This window comes from Paenibacillus xylanexedens (assembly GCF_001908275.1).
GTDB lineage: Bacteria > Bacillota > Bacilli > Paenibacillales > Paenibacillaceae > Paenibacillus > Paenibacillus xylanexedens_A.
In genome coordinates this window covers 139,391-160,101 of sequence record NZ_CP018620.1, presented here as the reverse complement: position 1 = coordinate 160,101, position 20,711 = coordinate 139,391, and the positions used below count along the sequence as shown (strand labels likewise).

The following is a 20,711-nucleotide window of genomic DNA, read 5'->3' as shown; positions in this document are numbered from 1 at the left end:
ATCCTATGGAGGCGAATTACGTGAAAAAAAGAATGGGGTCCATCCTGTTGTCATCGCTACTTACCATGTCTTTACTGGCGGGCTGTACGGGGGATAATGAACCAGGTAACGCAGAGCCAGCAGAAGGAACAGAACCTGCGGTTCAGGCATTAACCGAGATTCCGCTACCGATTACAAGTGAGCCATTTACCATTGATTACTGGCGCGCCAATGATGCCAAACTGACAGCTTCCTTGAACAATTTTGGCGATATGGCGGCTTATAAGGAAAAGGAGAAGCTAACAGGCATCAAAGTGAAGTTCACACATCCTCCGCTTGGACAACAACGTGACCAGTTCAATCTGTTGATCTCCACGAAAGAACTACCGGATGTCATTTATTATAACTGGGCGGATGCCGTTGGCGGACCGGAAAAAATGATCAAGGATGGTCGAATCATTCGATTGAACGAACTGATCGACAGTTATGCACCGAACATAAAGCGGATTATTGAATCCGATCCGGATGTGAAAAAACAGATTGCACTCGATGATGGCACAATCTATATGTTCCCGCTGCTGAAGCTGGATGCATTGAAGCTGAATGCCACTTCCGGTTTAATTATGCGCCAGGACTGGCTTGATAAACTAAATCTCAAAGTACCTACCAACATTGATGAGTGGTATACGGTGCTTAAGGCATTTAAGGAACAGGACCCTAACGGCAACGGCAAGCCAGATGAGCTACCATTCACCGGAAACTGGGGACCGGGCAACCTGACCAAGCTCCATGATTTTGCCGCGGCATTTGGTGTCATTGGTGGTTTCCAGATGAATGGAGACAAGGTGGAGTTTGGACCGATTCAGCCGGGCTACCGTGATTTCTTGGAGACCATGGCCAAGTGGTACAAAGAAGGGCTGATTGATCCCGAGATCATGACCAATGACGGTAAAGCTTTCGATTACAAGGTCACCAGCAATCTGGCAGGCGCATATCAGGGCGGTGTGTTCAGCGGCATGGGGAAATATTTCAATCTGATGAGAGATACGGATCCGAATTTTAACGTGACGGGTGTACCATGGCCTGTATCTCCGGATGGAACTTCGTATGCGACATTTAATCTGGACGCTAAAGTGTTGTCTTATGGTGAGGCTATTACGGCTTCCGCAGACGAAGACAAATTGAAATACATTGTACAGTGGATGGACTACAACTATAGCGAAGAGGGTAGTGATCTGTTCAACTTTGGTATCGAAAATGACAGCTATGTTCGTGACGGGGAAGGTGTCAAATTCACAGATACCATCATTGATAATCCGAACGGTCTGACGTATGACCAGGCACTGGCTTCCTATGCCCTATCCATTATGGACGGTCCGATCAATCAGGATAGTCGTTATCTGGATGCCTTATTATTTGACGACGGACAGCGTGCGGCGAATGCGGAATGGATGAAAGCAAGCTCAGCATTAACGCTTCCTCCAATTCGTTTGTCAACAGATGAGGTGACCACAAGTACATCCATCATGAGTCAGGTGAATACGTATTTGAATGAGACGATGACTGCCATTATTAGCGGACAGAAGCCGATCACCGAATTTGACAAGATGGCCGAAACAATCAAGAGCATGGACATTGACCGGGCGATTGAGGTTCATCAGGCGGCTTATGATCGATATCAGTCCAAATAATACGTGAGAAATCGAGCGCTAAAACTTTGGGAAAACCTTCCTGCATGTGATATACCTAGTAGTATCACGTGGTTCAAAGGAGCGCTTTGGTCATGACAGCCTACCGAAAACTGAGCATCAAAATGAAAATGTTTCTGATGATTATGTTCATGATGGCGTTTATCATCATCCTTGCGTTTGGGTCCTTGTATTATACGTACTCGGTGTATGACAAACAGCTGTTTGATAAGTCGTCCCGACTGCTGAATCTTTCTTCGTCTACAGTGGATGTTGAACTTCAAAAGTTGGAAGCGTTATCATTGAACATGATCTCCGATACGCAGATTCAAAGAGCCTTGAAGTCGTTGTTGGATGACGATAACGCATATTCAAGCTTTATTGAACGAAAAAAGATCACGGATCGGCTATGGGAGCATATTAGTGGGGCTGCACGATATGTGCAGTCCGTTCATCTGATTGATTCCAGGGGAAGAGTCAATAAATATGGTGAGACACTAACCGTATCTCAGGAAAAATATGATCGGATGATTGCGGCTGCGGAGCAGGCCAATGGTGCAGTTCGCTGGTTATACCCGGATGACGATGACCCGATGCTGGTTATGGTGCGTCAAGTGCGAGCCTATGAACCGATGACCCTGGAACCGGTAGGCATACTGTTTCTGCGTATTAATATCGAGCGACTTGTCGAGGAGTATGCGGGCATCGATAGCCAGGACAGTGACATTATTTTAAAAGCAGGCAGTGATGTGGTGTATCCTTATCGCCAGCTTCCAGAAGCGGTGTCCGCCGGACTGAATCCACTTCCAGGCAGTGGGGGATATGAGATCAAAAATCTGGATGGGAGGGAGATATTTCTTTCCCAGAAGAAATCCGCATACACCGACTGGGTGTATTATAATATGGCCTCTTATGATGAAATTTTTGAACGTATTATATGGTTGAAAAATATACTGATCGTCGTTTATCTTATCGCCATTCTGGTTGTTCTCGCGCTTGGTATGGTGTTCGCACGAAGTCTGACAAGGCCGATCAGGCAGCTCATCAGTCAGATGAAGGAGGTTCAGTATGGGGATCTGGAGAATATAGACGCCAATCTGTCCATTCCAACGCACCAGCACATGGATGAACTGGGGTTACTACAACGTACGTATCGACTGATGATTACACATATTAATACATTGATCAAAGAAAATTATGCAAGCCAGTTGGTCATTAAAGAAACGGAGTTCAAGGCGCTACAGGCGCAGATCAATCCTCACTTTCTGTATAATGCGCTGGATTCGATCCATTGGCTCGCCAAAAAGAACAGGCAGGAGCAAATCTCCAGTATGGTGCTGTCACTTGGGTATTTGCTGCGTTCCTCCATCAGCTTCAAACAAAATATTATTACCATTGCCGAAGAACTGGAGATCGTCAATCATTACATCACCATTCAGACCTACCGTTTCCGGCAACGGCTGGATTTCCGTATGGATGTGCCTGCTTCTTATCTGGGGTGTGCCATTCCCAAGTTGACCCTACAGCCCCTGTTGGAGAATGCCATTCAATACGGTTTGGAACCACAGGTTGGATCATGTCTGATTCGAGTGTATGCCGAGATATCCGGTGGCAAGCTGGCCCTTATCGTGGAGGATCACGGTCCCGGCATGGAACCCGAATATGTGGAACAGGTGCTGCGCGGTGAAGTGAAAACCAGAGGCACAGGTATTGGTCTACTGAATATCAGGGAGCGGGTGCATCTGGCTTTTGGCGAAGAATATGATGTTCTGCTGGAAAGCAAGCCGGGGCATGGAACGAGAGTAACGGTGCTGCTGCCACTCCCATCACTAGGTAAGGAGGAGAAGCTATGGGAAGATGGATGCGAATGATAGGCATGCTCTGCCTTATGCTGACTCTTCCTGGCTGCGTGAACCAGTTGGATCAAAGGCCAGGCATGATTGTGGAAGAAGAGCCGATAACGCTGCGCATCGCTTGGTGGGGTGGGGAGTTCCGCAACAATGCAACGATAGCCGTTATCGACCTGTATGAGAAGTTGAATCCACATGTGAACATTGAATACGAATATAGCAGTTTCAATGAATACTGGAGAAAACTTGCCCCACATGCAGCAGGCAATGCGTTGCCCGACATTATCCAGATGGACATCTCCTATCTGTCCCAGTACAGTTCGCTGCAACTGTTGGAAGACATGACGCCGTACATGCAAAGCGGGCTGATTGACACGACAGATATTGAGAAGGAACAGCTGGAGAGTGGTAGCCTGAATGGAAAAACCTATGGTCTCAGTTTAGGGGTTAACGCCATGCTCAGTATCTATGATCCGGAAGTATTAAAGGCCAATGATATTGAATTGCCAACGGATACGTGGACATGGGCGGATTTTGACCGGATGGGCGAGCAATTGCTCGGGAAAGGCATTTATCTGGGAACCTATTTCACGCCGGAACAGTTTTTCGCGTATTACTTGAGACAGTATGGTTCCAAGTTATACGCCGAGGATGGCAAGAGGCTGGGGTATGAGGATGATGGGCTATTTATTGAATACTTTGGCAGGATGCAGCAGCTCGCAGAGAAGAAGCTTATTTTTGCACCGGATATCTGGACATCAGACATTGGCCAACCCGATAACGACCCGTTTTATCTGGGAGAGGCTTTGTTTAGCTGGGGGTATTCCAACCAATTTATCAGCACCGCTCAGCGTTATGGCAAACCCTTAACCATCTCCCCAATGCCTGGGCCAAACAGCCAGGATGGATTGTTCTTGAAGCCAGGTATGTTTTTCTCCATGGCGGGTAATTCCAGACATAAGGAGGAGGCGGCCAAGTTTATCAGCTTTTTTGTGAATGATTTGGATGCCAATCTGCTGCTCAAAGGGGAGCGGGGTGTGCCCGTCTCATCCAGTGTCAAAGAGCGGATGAAGCTGGTGGTTGAACCGGAGCTGGCGCAGGTGTTTGATTATATTGATTGGGTTGCGGATAACAGCACTCAGATGGACCCGCCTGATCCCGTAGGTGCGCCAGAGGTCACTGCGGTATTACGTGAGTTGTATGATCTGCTGCTGTTTGGCAAAATTACGCCTGAGCAGGCGGCGGTGGAATTTCGTGAACGGGCGAATGCCATTCTGGGTGGGAAGTTATAAGAATGGACTAGATCATATATGTATTTAATGGGCTTGGGGCTGTTGTCGTTCACAAGCTCAACCTTCATTCTACTCGGGTGAGGGTTTTTGTTATAGAATGGTGTATATTTCCTCTAGTATAATAAAAATGGGTAGTCGTCTATCTGTAGATCAGATAGATTCTATCCATATATTATTGGATGAGGAGTGTCAGGACATGTCCATACATCAGATAGGTCACAAGGTGTCTTTTGCTGATATCAAAACGAAGTTGCCTCAGGAAAGTTGGATGTACACTCAGAATGAAGCGCACAACGGTGAATTTGAAGCCGAGGAAGTATGGTTACATTCTGGTGACCTTCATATCAGTGAACTGTTGTTGGATGAAGGACCTTTTTTGATCTTGGTTGAAGGAAATCTGACAGTGGATCGTTATATTGGAAATACAAGTTCCGACGCGGCCAGTTCAAATCTGGTTGTACTTGGGAATCTCATAACGCCCTATATGATCGTGGGTGGGCAGGAAATATATATTACAGGTAATCTCTATGTGGAGGATATGTTCTGGGGGGATTATAACCATGGAGAATTGACAGTGAGAGGGAATGTAGAAGGTGGATTGCTGGTAAGTACCGAGCAATATATGATTCAGGTTCAAGGACAGCGTAATGTGAAGCGTCAGCTTGAAGAATGGGAGGATCTCGGACCATGGCGGGGCTTTGACATGTTGGCGTTATTGGTTCCTGAATGTGTGATTGATGAAGATACAGAGCCGTTTCCTTGGCGAGAAGAAATGTTAAAGAGGCTGCAGCAAGGACGACCTGTAATCAACCGAAAGTACATTCATGCTGATGAATCAGAGCCAGATGTGCCGGATTGGTTCGAAGATCATCGTATTACCGCTGAGAACATAGAGCGTCTTACTCATCCATCTTTGTTGCCTGTAAGAGAGGAGGATGAGTTACTCAACAGCTATGAATTTTGGTTGAACGAGCAATTTTGCCGAGTATCGGTCTATGGAGATGAGCATACGGAGGGGTATTTCCGTAGTCTTTATTTTCAGGATGACCATAACTGTGCATTGTTGCTTAAGATGGAGCCATCAGATCAAGGTTCCAACTCTCCTGATAAATATATCCTACAACCGGGTAAACCTGTCTGGATGATCTCAGGTGCATATCGTTATCTTCATAATGAGAATTCGGAATGGAACGTATTTTCGGAGAACTCACCTGCTGATATTCAGCAGTTAAGCGAGCAAGGATGGAGCACCTTGTTGCAGTCTGTATCGAATTATCAGTATGCCCGTTCCTTAATTTCGCATCAACTGATCCGTGATTTATTAGCTTTGCCGATCGTGGAGCCATATGACGATTATTATGATGACGACCGGCATGGGCTGTGGATTGGAGACTTGTATTATGCATTTCGACAAGCAGGTCAGCTGAGTGATGGTGTTCCCCAGCCAGCTATGCTACGTATTGGAAGAGAGTATAAGGATACTCAAGGGGAGACGCAGGTGGAGAAATACTATTATACCCTGCACCAACATGAGGACGGCACGGAAAGTGTGTTGATCGAATACTCGGCTCAGAAGGACGCGGATGAGGAAGAAGAACCGGTGTTGCTTGAACTTCATTATATAGGCGGCTCTCAATTACTACATGCCGTTCAATTGCTCGAACGTGGATGCCAAGTGCTCATTCAAGCAAATGAGGATTTACTGAATGGGGAGCTGCCGTACGCTGCTGAATCATTTGCGAAGCGATTCTGGAAATCAAAAGGATACCTGAAATGAATAAAACAACCTTCACCTCTAGTTCTGAGGGAAGGTTGTTTTGTCGTTGTATTTACCCAAACTGGGCTTGATGTAGTCGGCTGTACGAGCCCTTACGTGCGAGCAGTTCTTCATGGCTTCCTTGTTCAGCGACACTGCCGTTCTCCACCACCACGATACGATCGGCGTGTCTAATGGTCGCCAGTCGATGGGCAATCACCAATGTCGTACGGCCTTGAGCCAGCTCGGACAAGGCCAGTTGAATGGCAGCTTCCGTTTCGGTATCGAGTGCGGAGGTAGCTTCATCCAGAATAAGGATTGGCGGGTTTTTCAGGATCATTCTTGCGATGGACAAACGTTGCTTCTGTCCGCCGGACAATTTCACGCCACGTTCACCAATCATGGTATCGAGTCCATCTGGCTGGGATTGTACCAGCTCTTCCAGTTGGGCCCGGCGAATGGCTTGCCAGATTTCTTCATCGGAAGCATTCAGTTTGCCGTATGCAATATTTTCACGAATCGTTCCGTCAAACAGGAAAATATCCTGCTGCACAATCCCGATATGGGAGCGCAGTGATTCCAGCGTCATGTCCTTCACCGGAATGCCATCGATGGAGATATGTCCCGCATTCACATCGTAGAAACGTGGGATCAGGCTGCATAACGTCGTTTTTCCTCCGCCCGAAGGTCCAACCAGAGCAACCGTCTGGCCTGCCTGAATATCCAGATTGACCTGAGACAGCGTAGGTTTGTGTTCTCCATAAGAAAAGGTAACGTTATGGAAGGTAATATCGCCTTTGACATTCGTAATCGGTTTCGCCTGAGGAGTATCTTCTACATCCGGTACAGCCTCAAGCAACTCCAGGTAACGTCTGAATCCGGCGATGCCTTTGGGATACGTCTCGATGACGGAGTTAATCTTCTCAATCGGTCCGAGGAAGACATTGGACAGCATTACAAAAGCGATGAACTCCCCGTAAGTCATACTGCCTTGAATAACAAACCAGGTTCCGCACACCAACACAAACAGCGATACAAATTTCATCAGGATAAAACTTAGTGAAGAGTTCCAGGCCATAATACGGTAGGTGATCAATTTGGTGAGTCTGAAACGTTCGTTGTTCTCAACGAAACGTCCTACTTCATGTTTTTCATTGGCAAAAGCTTGTACCACACGGATGCCGCTCACATTGTTCTCAACCCGTGCATTATAATCGGCGATATCCGCAAACATGCGCTTGAACGCCTTGGACATTTTGCGACTGAAATACAGCGACAGGTAGATCATCAGCGGCACGATGATGAACGTCATCACCGCAAGCTGCCAGTTGATCCCCAGCATAATCCCGAAAGCTCCGGCGAGTGTCATGAGGGCAATGAACAGGTCCTCGGGTCCGTGATGCGCAATCTCACCAATATCCATCAGATCGTTGGTCATGCGGGAGACCAGATGCCCGGTCTTATTGTTATCGAAGAAGCGGAAGGACTGCTTCTGAACACGCTGGAACAGTTCACGCCGCATATCGGATTCGATGTTAATGCCGAGCTTGTGGCCCCAATAGGTCACTGCATAATGGAAAAAGGAACTGAGCAGGTAGATGCCGAGCAACCCGACACACGCTGCTAAGATCATGGACCAATTGCCAGCCGGAAGCAGTTGATCGACCACCCGGTTAACGGCGAGTGGAAAGGCCAGCTCCAGCAGAGCGGCAGCGATGGCACAGGAGAAGTCCAAGATAAAGAGTCTTTTGTAAGGACGATAATAAGACATAAAACGGCGAAGCATATGTAAGTCCTCCTCGATATGACACAAATGCCCGAGCAGGATAATTAGCCTGTCCGGACACCTGTATTTATGTTTATGTTATTTACGGTTTTGCTCGGCACGTTCTACGATCATATCGGCGAATTCCTCAGCCTGACCTTGAATCGCAATCGGGTCGAAGTACCAGTAACGGTCTTCCAACAATTCGTACACCTGATTGTTTTTCACAGCCGGCAGGGATTGCCAGATGGAGTCACCTTGGTAATTTTTAGTGTTCTCTCCAACGGTTAAGAAGATATGATCCCCTGCATAATCACCAACAACTTCACGCGAAATTTCTTTCCATTGGGTATCACCCATCAGTTCTTTTTTGGTGATTTCGAGTGGGGCAAGTTGCAAAGCACTGTATACCGCTTGTCCTCCTCGACCAAAATTGTCTCCATATCCATAATAACTCTTGTCGGATACTTCAAGGATGGAGAAGGTTTCCTCTGGTTTGATGACTGTTTTCACCTTGGCACGAGCGGCTTCAATCCGTTCATCGTACGTTTTCAGCCATGCTTCGGCTTCTTCGGATTTGTTCATCAGCTCCCCGAATCCTCGGATTTCATCATGTACATTGGTGAATGTACCATATGGAATGACCACGGTCGGTGCGATTTTTTGATAACTCTCAATTTCGCTGGCCTGATCGGAGTAGGTAATGATCAGATCCGGGTTCAAGGCAATAACCTTCTCCATGGTTACCGCCGCCCGATCACCAATACTCTCTATGCCCGCCACCTGATCGGCATAGAACGGGTTTTCCAAATAATATTGAACAGCCCCAACGGGTTTCACACCCAGTGCGAGCAGATCACTTACGTACATATCTGTAACGATCCGTTTCGGTTCAGCCGGAATTTCGACATCCCCGCTTAATGACTTGTAGATTCGTGTAGCATTCGAATTGTCCGAACCGGACGCCGTGTCTGTGTTCGTCTCGGAAGAGGCTGTTGTTGTTTCGGTTCCCGCTGCCGATGTCTGTTCAGTGGCAGTCGAGCCTGTTCCGCTGCTACATGCAGCCAGAATCATAAGGATGGCGAGCATAAGCAGCAAGCCGGAAAAGCGTTTTTTTACAGCAAACATATTCTTGTTCCCCCTGTGTATAATCAATAATGATTATTATTCTCATTAATAACATAGAGGAAGATGTGATATTTGTACATGGACAACTATGATCACTACAGCATGGACAATTATGATGTCAGGTGACGCATAATATGCTGCAACTGCTCCATAACGGACAGGGGATCAAATCCATAGAACATGTCGGCATCAATCTCGTATACGCGTCCTTCACGAACGGCAGAGAGGGTGCCCCAGGATTCCTGATTCAGCAAATTATCCAGCATTTCTCGTTCGGTAGGTTCCTCAGGGAAGGCGACAAACATGTGATCTGCGGCATACAAGTGAATCTCGGACAACGGAACATGAACGTACCCCGTAAGTAACTGCCCATCCTGCTCCATACGTGACGGCGGAGTGAAGCCCAGCGATTGATACAGCACATGAGAAGCTCTGCCCCAGCCATGACCATAGATATAAGCCCCTTCATCTCCAATCATAAACATGCAAACGGCGGCCCCTCGTGTTCCTTCCATCTGTTGGTCCAACGTATGATTGGCTTCTTGCTCAAGTTGATGATATTGATCTAACAACGCTTGTGCATTGGACTCAAGCCCTGTAATTCGACCCAAAAGAAGAAGCTGCTCCTGCCAATCGAGTTCCTCAAAAGGCATCAGAATGGTCGGTGCGATCAGACGTAGTTCATCGGAAGCGGGATGCGGTGCATACCCGATAATGACATCAGGCTGAGCGTGTGCAATCAGATCCGTATGTTTAACCAGCTCATATTCGGAATGTTGCTCAAATTGCTCATGACCATCATGATCATGCGCACACATTTTTTCTTCCATCCAGCTTGCTACGGCGCCCATATGGGGAGTGTGGCCCAATGCCAGAAGTGAGGCCGTATAGTTGTAAGTCAAAGATACAATCTTTTTGGGCATTTTCCGGTAGTGTGTTGGTGCTGATCCAACCAACTGTTTGAATTTGCGGCTCAGATAGAAGGTGTCCCTGTAGCCTGTCAGTTGTGCAATCTCCTGTAGCGTAGGGTTCGCGGATAACAGATGTTCCTGAGCCATCCTGATTCTGAGACGAGTTACATATTCAACAAAAGTAAGACCTGTATGTTTCTTGAACTCCCTTGAAAAATGCTCAGGGCTCACATTTGCGTCCCGTGCCAATTGTTCGCGGGTTAACGGATGGGTATACATCTGATGGATATGTCTAAGCACGGCATCGAGCCAGGAGTGATCTTCATGAGCAGAATGAGCCGCATGATCCCGCAAAATATCCAGTAACTCATAGAAAAGCATATGTGGCCTGAAGGGGCTGGAATCACGGCCTGCCGTACTGGCTTGAACCAGCTCTACTGCCCTGTCGGTGAGAGTGCGACTCGCAATGGGAACTGGTATCCCGAACGGCCAGAACAGCTGTTCATTTTCAGTGGAATCAAAAGCAATAGCAATGCCCTGTACTGGCGACAGGGAGCCGCGCTTGTTCTCGTGCTGAAGCAGGCTTCCAGCTTGCCGAACCACTGCACAGCCTGCATTTAATGTCAGTTTACCCTCTGCACTGATCAGCCTGGCTTGGCCAGCAGTAATGACGTATAACACATGAAGAGTGCTCCACATCTCATCTATGCGGGAGAATGCCTCGCGGTCGTGAAGCTGCACCAGATGGCACAGCTTGAAGTGGGCAACAGGTACGGACTGAATCTTCTGCAAGGAAATGGGACGGGACAGCGATTTTTTATGATAAATAGGCTTGGAAATATTCATTAGATAACTGTCTCCTTACATAAGTCAGCAGGGGCATTATTCCTCTCATGCCCCTGGTGTACTGGCGTAATTCTCGGATCTCGACTATTATGCAGTATATACTATAAACGGAGTGACGTGGATGGACAGATTGAACAAATCAACTTTTTATATGAAAAATAGATAAAGTGGTTGAAATCGCTATCAACACCGACTATAATGAAAATGTCGAAACGTTTCAATCTGGCGTTTACTGCCAGTTTCATTGTATCAGGCACGAACTGTTTATAGAGCGCCAGATTGAAAGACGTGTCATGACCATCACTAATGGTATGGATTGGAACGGGACGCATTCAACCGTGGCCCCATAAGGATGGGAACGAGGATTTTTTTTGAGAACACCTCGAAACGTTTCGATTGACATCCATCGCTATGATATGTATAAAGATTAATAAACGATAATGAAGGATTTAGTGGTTGTTCTAACCATGTACCGTATAAAATGTGGGTAACCTTGAATTTGTTTTATATAAATTGAACTAACATTTACACAAAACGGAGAGGGCAGAAAGAACCTGTAGAAGCAAGGCGTTCGCCTTTATCCCCGGATTTTCACCCTTATAAAAGGGAAACAAAAAATCTGGGGATAACAGCGATCGGAAGGTTGTTCTGTCATCGGAGTGGTCAGTGTAAATATTCTGGAGTTCAATTTATATATAGTTTAGAAGGAGCGAACGTGGAATGGCAACGATTAAGGATGTGGCAAAGCTGGCAGGTGTAGCACTCTCGACTGCTTCCTATGCGCTGAGCGGGGATAGCAAGGTTAGTGCCAAGACCAAGGCTAAAGTGCTTGAGGCAGCACGAGAACTGAATTACCGCAAGAACGGCTTTGCCATGGACCTGAAGCGGAGCCGGACAAACACGATCGCTTTGATCCTGACCGATCTGTCGGGCCCGTATTACTCGGAGTTGATCCGTAGTGTACAGGATGTAGCCCTCGCGAACGGGTATGACCTGATTGCTTGCAGCTCCATGGGTGGACGGGACTCAACGGCAGTGCGATTTTTGCGTGAAAAAAGAGTAGATGGAGCCATCATTCTGGCGCATAACATCCATGATGATATTCTGGTGGAATCTGCCGGTCATCGTTTTCCGATCATTGTGATGGATCGTCAGCTGTCGAGTGACCATCTGGTCAACGTGCTGGTGGATGGAGAGCAGGGGGGTTACCTTGCTACCCGCCACCTGATTCAGGCAGGACATCAGAAGATTGCATATATCAGTGGCCCATCCAACTCGTATGACAACGCGCTCCGTTACCAAGGGTATCTGCGAGCGATGCGGGAAGCGGGACTTGAAGAAAAGTCCAAATGGCGTCTGAACGGTAACTTTGTGCGTGAGGGCGGATACAGTGCAACCAAAATGATGATCATGCAGGGCGATCTTCCCTCAGCGATATTTTACGGTAACGATGAGATGGCGATTGGTGGCCTGAAAGCATTGGAAGAGCGTGGTGTATCGGTTCCGAATGATATTTCCGTGATCGGTTTTGACGATATTCAGTTGTCGGAATATGTGCGTCCACCACTGACAACGATACGCCAGCCGAAGCATGAAGCCGGGTCGCTCGCCGGACATCTGTTATTCCAGATGCTCAATGGCGAAGCGGTTGACCCTTCATATACGTTAACGATTAATATGATCGAGCGTAGCTCTGTACGTTCGGTTTAGACCAAGTATGAACAACAAAGAACTGCCTGCATGCTGAAGTAAAAGTTTAATGATGGGGTTATCGTCCGGACGGGCTGTAAAAGGCTGGTTTGAAGAGGCCCCTATTCTTTTTCAGATTTATCGAAACGTTTCGATTTTAACTAATTCAAGGAGTGAACCTTATGACAACGATTATTAATGAACCGATCCGGTTAAGTGCCGGAGAGTTATCCTTTACCTTTTTGAACAGTGGCGATCTGTACCAGGCTACATCCGGTACAACGATGTTAAACCAGTTGCTCAGCAACCAGATTGATGGATCTTTGAACAACCTGTACCTGCGTGTACATGAGGGAGAGAATATCAGCTCGTTCCCGTTGCTCGGTGTACGTTCGAACAGCAAGGTGATTACAAGCAAGGCACAATCCAGCAACCAGTTGATCTGGGAGGGCACAGTCCAGCTGGAAGGTAGCGAAAAAGGCATTGGCTATCAGGTCGTATTTACGGCTACACCGCAAGGTGTATGGTTCTGGGATGTGAAGCTCACAGGACAACAACATAACGTAGATGTGGTATACGGACAGGATGTTGGGCTTGCAGATCCAGGTGCGGTACGCAGTAATGAAGCTTATCTGTCACAATACATTGACCATACGGTGTTTGAAGATGAAGCGAAAGGTTATGTCGTTTGTTCCCGTCAAAACCAGCCTCAGGGCGGTGCATTTCCATATATGCAACAAGGTTCCCTGACCAAAGCAGTCGGTTACTCCACAGATGGATTCCAATTCTTCGGTCTGTCATACAAGGAAACGAATCAACCGGAGAGCTTGAATCGCCAGACGCTGGCGAATGAGACGTATCAGTATGAATTTGCCTATACGGCATTGCAATCCGAACTGTTGAATCTGAACGGAGAAGCTCAGGTGGTCTTCTATGGACTGGCGAAGCCTAATCATGCCGAAGGAATCTCTGCACTGGAGTTCGGAGATGAAGTTACCGCAGCATGGAATGAAGTACAGGCTCTGACTGTAGAAAATGGTGACACGTTGGAACAGGTAAAACTGTCCTCCTTCCTGGGTGAACCGCTGGTTACGCTTGATCTGACGCAAGATGAGATTCATGATCTGTTCCCTGATCGTCATCAGGAAGAGCATAGCGGTGAGGAACTGTTATCCTTCTTCACAGGCAGCTATGAGCATATCGTTCTGAAAGCAAAAGAATTGCTCGTAGAGCGTCCGCACGGTCACATTCTGATGAGTGGTGGCAACGTGCAACTTGGGGCACAGGTTATTACGACGACATCGTATATGTACGGTATTTTCAACTCACAGCTCGTTATTGGTAACACCAATTTTAATAAAATGATCAGTAATGCCCGCAATGCATTGAATGTGCCGAAGACGGCTGGACAACGCATCTATGTGGAAATGGACGGACAATATCGTCTGTTGACGATGCCTTCCCTGTTCGAGATTGGCTTCAACTATGTACGTTGGATCTACAAAACCGAATCCGATACGATCATCGTGACGAACTATACAGGGGCACACACCACTGAAGTGAGCATGAACGTACGCTCCACAAGTGGCACGGCATACCGTTACCTGGTAACAAACCAGATTACGATGAATGTGAATGAGTACGAATATTCGCTGCATATGACGCAGGATGGCGATACTTTGATCTTCAAGGCTGATCCACAAGCGATTAGTGCAGGAACGTACCCAGATCTGCAATACCGCATGTCGGTGGATGGCGCAGCTGTGAATGTAGGGGACGAAACGTTGCTGGCAAGTGGTATCCGCAGTGGTTCGGCATCACTAGTTACGCTTAGTCTGGAAGCAAGTGCTGAATGGACGCTGAAGGTACAAGGGGTATTGGAAGGCCAAGCGGACAGCGGAGTGGTAGCAGGTTCAAGCCTGACATTTGAAGAGGAAGTGCAGGCATACCGCGAGTTCTTCGCAGGTGTGATGAACGGGTTCCGTTTGTCCCGTGGCGAAGGTCAGAGTGCAGAGGATCTGTTCAAAGTAAATGCGCTGGCTTGGTGGTACACCCACAATATGCTGGTTCACTACTCTGTGCCTCACGGTTTGGAGCAGTATGGCGGTGCGGCTTGGGGTACACGGGATGTGTGCCAAGGCCCGGTGGAGTACTTTATGGCAACGCAAAAATATGAGCAAGTTCGCGATATCATCAAAATGGTTTATACCCACCAATATGAAGATGATGGCAACTGGCCGCAATGGTTCATGTTTGATAAATACTTTGCAATTCAACAGGAAGAAAGTCATGGCGATATCATCGTATGGCCTTTGAAAGTATTGGCGGACTACCTGACAGCGACTCGCGACTATGCGATTCTGGATGAGAAAGTACCTTATACCGTCAAGCATAGCTTCGGGTTCACGGGAGAGACGGCAACTGTACTGGATCACGCGAAAAAAGAGATCGAATATATCCGTTCGCACTTCCTGCACGATACGTTCCTGTCTTCCTACGGAGATGGCGACTGGGATGATACGCTCCAACCAGCCAATGCACAGCTGAAGCAATACATGGTGAGCAGTTGGACTGTGGCATTGACGTATCAGTCCGTGAACGTGCTCTCGCAAGCGCTGAAATTCAAGGATGCGGACTTTGCACAGGAGCTTGACGTGCTGGCTCAAGGTATTCGTGAGGACTTTAACCGTTACATGCTGGGCACAGATGTGATTCCAGGCTTTGTATACATGGAAGAAGCAGACCAAGCGAAGCTGATGCTTCACCCAACGGACACAGAGACAGGCATTCAATATCGTCTGTTACCAATGACGCGCAGCATGATCGGTGAGTTGCTGAATGCGGAGCAAGCAGAATCGCATTATGCATTGATCCGTGAGCAGTTCCTGTGCCCAGATGGCGTGCGTCTGATGAATCGTCCGGCTCAATATGCTGGTGGTGTAAGCACACACTTCAAGCGTGCAGAGCAAGCGTCTAACTTCGGACGTGAGATTGGTTTGCAATATGTACACGCCCATATCCGTTACGTGGAAGCGATGGCGAAGCTCGGCAAGACAGATCAGGTGTGGAATGGTCTTGCGATGATCAACCCGGTTGGTATCGGCGAGGTTGTGCCTAACGCGGAGATTCGTCAAGCGAACTCGTACTTCAGTAGTTCGGACGGCAAGTTCAATACACGTTACGAGGCACAGGAGCATTTTGACCAGCTTCGTAAAGGGACTGTACAGGTGAAAGGCGGATGGAGAATCTATTCCAGCGGCCCTGGAATCTACATGAACCAGCTGATCTCCAACGCGCTTGGCATTCGTCAAGAGGGCGGCGATCTGGTCATTGACCCGGTGTTGCCAGCCGAGCTGAACGGCATGCAATTCGAATTTGAGTATGCTGGTGAGCCCGTAACGTTCATCTATCACTTGAACGAAGGTGCTGTGAGCCGTATAGCGGTGAACGGTAAGGATATTCGTACTGAGCGTACAGCGAACCGTTACCGTCAGGGCGGAGTAAGCATCTCACTGGATGAGTTCAGACAAGCACGCAGTGCAACTGAGCGTACGGTTGTTGATATTTATATGTAATTTCATAGCATGATGTATACCAAGGTCATCCTCCTTTAATCAAGGCGGGATGGCCTTTTTGGCATATGCTCATAATCCACTAGCGCAGTGGAACTGCCAACAACGTATGCAACAGCTCATTATGCCGCACATGCTTGGTTACGTAGCCCTGTTGCTCCAGCCAGCTGCATAGCTCACTCAGCAGAGGGAAGTGACGCTCGCACAGGGCGCGCAGCTGTTCCTCGTGTCCTGTGGTTTCTGCCTGTCGAATATAGGAATCACGGTGAGTCGCATCAACAAACATCAGATCCGTTAGACCGATACGTCCACGCGAGGTTAATACCCGCTGCATCTCCTGTAAAGCCAATAGTTGCTGATCTGGACTTAGATGATGGAAAGCAAAGCTGGATACAACAAAGTCGAAGGAATGATCAACAAAAGGCAGCGCCAGAAAATTACCAAGGTTCACATGCATCTCAGGATATTTGGTACGACATCTGCGCAGCATCTCCCGGGATTGGTCGATTGCAGTCATGTCTGCGCCGTGCTGTAGCAGTTTCCCAGCCAGATTACCTGTGCCTGTACCAATATCGAGTCCTTTCTCACCAAGGGAGGGAGAGATCCAATGAGCTGTCTGTTCGAGCGCTTCGTCATAGTTGTGATACAGATAAAAGGAAGACTGTACCGTATCATTGGAATCGCTCGGCGTGGAATGATCTGTATCCTGGTATGGATGTGCAACTTCATTCTCATCGCTTATAGGCGAGGTGTTGTCTGAATGGTGATTGTTCTCTGAATTGGGGTGTTCAGTAATGAGTCTGCTTTCTGCCTGCACTCGCTGATCGTGGATGGCTGCCTGCGTGTCATAATTCCACCGATCATGCCAGTTCTGCCGTGCTTCACGCAGGCGACGGGCACTGTCCGCGAGATCGTGCAGATGGCTGACATCCAACGGACCATCCTGACGATTCAGGTCAATCATGCGCTGGGTTGTATCCATCATACGTTTGAGCTCAATCCACTGGGCATACATGACGGCCTGTTGCAGTTCCAGATATTCTTCCAGCCGCTGCTGATTCCCTTGATCAATCTCTCCTATCGCATGTGTAATATCTTGTAGCGACATGCCAATCTCACGCAGTGCAGCAATGGTTTGAAGCCGCCAGATATCATTCTCCGTATAGGTACGATACCCATTACTGGACTGTTTGGCGGGCAGAATTAATCCTTTTTCTTCATAAAAACGAATGGCTCTCGCCGATATACCAAGCCTGCTTGCTGCCTCTTTGATATTCATCATGTATCCCCTCCTTATCGAACCAGTATAAACCATGACGTTACGGCAAGGTTAAGCGTTTATTTCATTTTTCGAAAAGGTTCAATACCGAGCGGAATTTTAGTCAAAGGTGTGGCTATGCTACAATAAAAGAACAAAAAACTTAAATAGTGAAGTAAACGAACAATGTCTTCCTATTCCTAAGTTTCTCAACGTTCTTGACTCTCTTAACTTTCCCGACGTTGTAACGTACAGCGTTGTCGACTATAGCACGAAAGGTTGAATCATTATGCTTACCAGCCATACATTTACGATTCGTCCATCCGAGATTAAAGATGCAGCCCAGCTAATGGAGTTGGATGCCCTGGTATGGGACAAATACACCTCTCCTGCGCCGATGCATTGGCGCTCCAGACAACAATATCTGCAGCATTGTCCGCCAGGCAGTCAATTGATTGCGGTGCAGGGAGAGCGGGTATGTGGTTATGTGGGCTTTAATCCAGCCACAGGTATGCCGGTCAACCGTCATGTCTACGAGATTCATATTGCAGTTCATCCTCATGATCGGCGTTGTGGCATTGCCACAGCGTTGATGGATGCCATCAAGCAGCATGCGGCCCAACAAGGCGTTCGTAAACTCAGGCTGCGCGTACTTTCCAGTAATCCGGGAGCGATTAAGTTTTATACACAGTGTGGATTTGTGACGGAAGGCAGGCTGGTGTCCGAGTTTTATATCGGAGGCAAGTATGTGGATGATATTCTTATGGGTTATTTTATCCAGACCAAATAGAGATGTAGCTGAGGAGGAGGAACAACGATGGATATGGGACTTCGGGGTAAAAAAGCACTGGTGCTGGCTTCCAGTCGCGGGCTGGGCAAAGCGGTAGCCGCTCAATTGACAGCAGAAGGTGCTGACGTCATGCTCGCCAGCCGAAGCGAAGAAAAGCTCGCAGCAGTGAAGCAGGAGCTTCTGGCGCTTGGTGGTGGTGGACGTGTAGAATATTGTGCAACCGATGTGACACGCAAGGAAGACATTGAGGCTCTGATTCACAAGACAGCAGAAATGTTTGGACAGATTGATATTCTGGTGAACAACTCGGGTGGCCCGCCATCGGGTTCATTTGAGTCACTGACGGATGAAGATTGGGAACGTGCATTTGAATTAAATGTACTCAGTTATGTAAGGCTGATTCGCGGTGCTCTTCCTTATATGAAAGAAAGTGGAGGACACATTGTCAATATCGCTTCAACTTCGGTGAAACAGCCGATTCCGGGTCTGGTGCTGTCCAACACGTTCCGTACCGGCGTGTTTGGATTGGCGAAGACGTTATCCCAAGAGCTGGCTCCATACGGAATTTTGATCAACACGGTGGCGCCGGGACGTATTGCAACAGACCGTATACGTGAGCTGGATGCAGCACGGGCTGAGCAGAATGGAATCAGTGAGGAAGAGGTATCTGACCAATTCCGTAAAGAGATTCCACTGGGCCGTTATGGTCAACCAGAGGAGTTTGCCAAAGCGGTTGTATTCCTGTTATCCGGAGCCAATACGTACATTACCGGAACCTCATTGATCGTGGATGGTGGTATGGTCCGAGCACTATAAAAGTCATTGAATACAATAAAATACCCTCTGTCACCACAATACGTGGAGATCGAGGGTATTCGTGTTGATCCATTATGTTGGGAGAGATCACTCCGATTTATTATGTAGGCGAATTAGCGCAAGAGTTCCCATTCATGCTGAAGCATGCCGTACACCGCATGGTTCACGTAACCTTTAGGCAGTTTCTCTGCCTGACGAATGACACCCTCGAGAACAAATCCGAGTCTTTCAGGGATAGCGCGACTCCGTTTGTTATTTGTTGCCGAGCGAATCTCGACGCGATTCAGATCGAGGGTCACCAGAGCATAATCAACCAGAACGCGACAAGCGCTTGTCATCAAGCCCTGACCCTCAAAACCTTTGCCAAGCCAATATCCGATGCTTACCGAGCGATTGGTCCAGTTAATCTCGTGGAATCCAATAACGCCGGCGAGATCCCCTTTTGACCATACTCCGGCGGTGAATCCGCCATTCTCGGCACCTTGTTTTAACGCGTTGGTAATGAAGTTCGAGGTGTGTTCCACTTCTGTCACATGATCCACCCATGGCAACCAATGTCTCAGTTGATCCCGCGAGCGATCCGTCAGTTCGAACAGCGGTTTGGTATGTTCCATGGCCAGTGGCCGGAGTTCGGTATATTCATCCAATGAATAGGTAAACATGAATGCAACCTTCTTTCTTTATTAGTATGGGTTTGTTTGTAGTGGATTAACGGGAAGTCTTGGGTAACTTTTGCTCCAGTGCAAACAGGTCTTCTTCCATTGAGGCCATGCGTTGATTGACCGTTGTTCGTGCGTCACGGAGTGCCTGATTATATATGTAGGGAGCGAGCTGTGTCATGAACAGGTCGAGGACACCCCAAGCGGCCAGATCACCCAGTTCTTCGCCACGTTCCTCTTCGAAATACGACTGGATGGTGCGAATGGCTTCATCCTGCTGTTCTTTGGTCAGTTTAAGCGAGTTCGTTGGAATGGGAAACCCTCCCTTTAATTTGTTTTTAGGGGTTGTTCAAAAAGTCCGCTTTTGATTACGAATAATGCCTTACGGCATCATCAGCATCGAAGTTGAAATTCAGCCGAAATGTCCGTTGCTCACGTAGTTTTCCTACGCTCCGCTACTCCATTTCTATCTTCATTCCATCTTCTCGGTACTGAAAACCAGACTTTTTGAACACGTACTTTTACTATCATGCTACATGATTCGAGCGAACCCGTCAAAATGGTTTAGGGCCTATTTATGCACGGCTAATCCTGACTTTGGTGCCGTTCTTTATTGAACTCCTCCCCCGTTAAAGGTATATTTAAATGAAACGCGTACGAAACTTTCCAAGAAAATAGATTTTTTCAGGAAATGACTTCGTTATTAAGGAAT

At 47.7% G+C, this 20,711-nt stretch carries 14 protein-coding genes; 8 read left to right on the top strand and 6 right to left on the bottom strand.

Annotated features, from left to right (window positions below; genetic code table 11):
* Positions 1 to 20 precede the first annotated feature (20 nt).
* The 4 genes from BS614_RS00600 (at position 21) to BS614_RS00585 (ending at position 6,586) form a co-directional block, all read left to right on the top strand.
* Positions 21 to 1,670 carry a type 2 periplasmic-binding domain-containing protein gene (locus tag BS614_RS00600; RefSeq protein WP_074092579.1) on the top strand — a complete coding sequence of 550 codons (1,650 nt, stop codon included), beginning with the start codon at positions 21 to 23 and terminating at the stop codon, positions 1,668 to 1,670.
* 92 nt (positions 1,671 to 1,762) lie between these two features.
* Positions 1,763 to 3,538 (top strand): sensor histidine kinase, encoded by a 1,776-nt coding sequence (locus BS614_RS00595; RefSeq protein WP_074092578.1) that lies wholly within the window; start codon positions 1,763 to 1,765, stop codon positions 3,536 to 3,538.
* Entirely contained in the window at positions 3,517 to 4,809 is a 1,293-nt protein-coding gene (locus tag BS614_RS00590; RefSeq protein WP_074092577.1) for an ABC transporter substrate-binding protein, read from the top strand. Before BS614_RS00595 ends, BS614_RS00590 begins: the two co-directional genes overlap by 22 nt.
* A gap of 196 nt (positions 4,810 to 5,005) precedes the next feature.
* A complete protein-coding gene (locus tag BS614_RS00585) occupies positions 5,006 to 6,586 on the top strand; it encodes a hypothetical protein (RefSeq protein WP_074092576.1) in 1,581 nt (526 codons plus the stop codon).
* 52 nt (positions 6,587 to 6,638) lie between these two features.
* On the opposite strand, the gene BS614_RS00580 is transcribed toward BS614_RS00585, so the two are convergent.
* The 3 genes from BS614_RS00580 to BS614_RS00570 all read right to left on the bottom strand — a co-directional run bounded on the left by BS614_RS00580 (position 6,639) and on the right by BS614_RS00570 (position 11,215).
* A complete protein-coding gene (locus tag BS614_RS00580; RefSeq protein WP_074092575.1) occupies positions 6,639 to 8,351 on the bottom strand; it encodes an ABC transporter ATP-binding protein in 1,713 nt (570 codons plus the stop codon).
* Between the two features lie 78 nt (positions 8,352 to 8,429).
* A complete protein-coding gene (locus BS614_RS00575) occupies positions 8,430 to 9,458 on the bottom strand; it encodes an ABC transporter substrate-binding protein (protein ID WP_074092574.1) in 1,029 nt (342 codons plus the stop codon).
* A 110-nt stretch (positions 9,459 to 9,568) separates the two neighbouring features.
* Entirely contained in the window at positions 9,569 to 11,215 is a 1,647-nt protein-coding gene (locus tag BS614_RS00570) for an AraC family transcriptional regulator (RefSeq protein ID WP_074092573.1), read from the bottom strand.
* A 720-nt stretch (positions 11,216 to 11,935) separates the two neighbouring features.
* On the opposite strand from BS614_RS00570, the gene BS614_RS00565 reads away from it, so the two are divergent.
* Together BS614_RS00565 and BS614_RS00560 are read left to right on the top strand one after the other, a co-directional pair.
* A complete protein-coding gene (locus tag BS614_RS00565) occupies positions 11,936 to 12,925 on the top strand; it encodes a LacI family DNA-binding transcriptional regulator (protein ID WP_074092572.1) in 990 nt (329 codons plus the stop codon).
* 161 nt (positions 12,926 to 13,086) lie between these two features.
* Positions 13,087 to 16,479 (top strand): GH36-type glycosyl hydrolase domain-containing protein, encoded by a 3,393-nt coding sequence (locus BS614_RS00560; protein WP_074092571.1) that lies wholly within the window; start codon positions 13,087 to 13,089, stop codon positions 16,477 to 16,479.
* Between the two features lie 79 nt (positions 16,480 to 16,558).
* Here BS614_RS00560 and BS614_RS00555 read toward each other — a convergent pair whose 3' ends face one another.
* Entirely contained in the window at positions 16,559 to 17,758 is a 1,200-nt protein-coding gene (locus tag BS614_RS00555; protein ID WP_074092570.1) for a methyltransferase domain-containing protein, read from the bottom strand.
* A 265-nt stretch (positions 17,759 to 18,023) separates the two neighbouring features.
* Here BS614_RS00555 and BS614_RS00550 point away from each other — a divergent pair, with 265 nt between their 5' ends.
* Together BS614_RS00550 and BS614_RS00545 are read left to right on the top strand one after the other, a co-directional pair.
* Positions 18,024 to 18,524, top strand: coding sequence for a GNAT family N-acetyltransferase (locus tag BS614_RS00550; protein WP_074092569.1), 501 nt, complete (start codon positions 18,024 to 18,026; stop codon positions 18,522 to 18,524).
* Between the two features lie 27 nt (positions 18,525 to 18,551).
* Positions 18,552 to 19,340: an SDR family oxidoreductase gene (locus BS614_RS00545; protein ID WP_074092568.1), complete on the top strand. Its 789-nt coding sequence runs from the start codon at positions 18,552 to 18,554 to the stop codon at positions 19,338 to 19,340.
* A 113-nt stretch (positions 19,341 to 19,453) separates the two neighbouring features.
* Here the strand turns inward: BS614_RS00545 and BS614_RS00540 are convergent, their stop codons facing one another.
* Together BS614_RS00540 and BS614_RS00535 are read right to left on the bottom strand one after the other, a co-directional pair.
* Positions 19,454 to 20,002 carry a GNAT family N-acetyltransferase gene (locus BS614_RS00540; protein WP_036612698.1) on the bottom strand — a complete coding sequence of 183 codons (549 nt, stop codon included), beginning with the start codon at positions 20,000 to 20,002 and terminating at the stop codon, positions 19,454 to 19,456.
* A gap of 46 nt (positions 20,003 to 20,048) precedes the next feature.
* Positions 20,049 to 20,255, bottom strand: coding sequence for a DUF2164 domain-containing protein (locus tag BS614_RS00535; protein WP_235193716.1), 207 nt, complete (start codon positions 20,253 to 20,255; stop codon positions 20,049 to 20,051).
* Between the last annotated feature and the right edge of the window lie 456 nt (positions 20,256 to 20,711).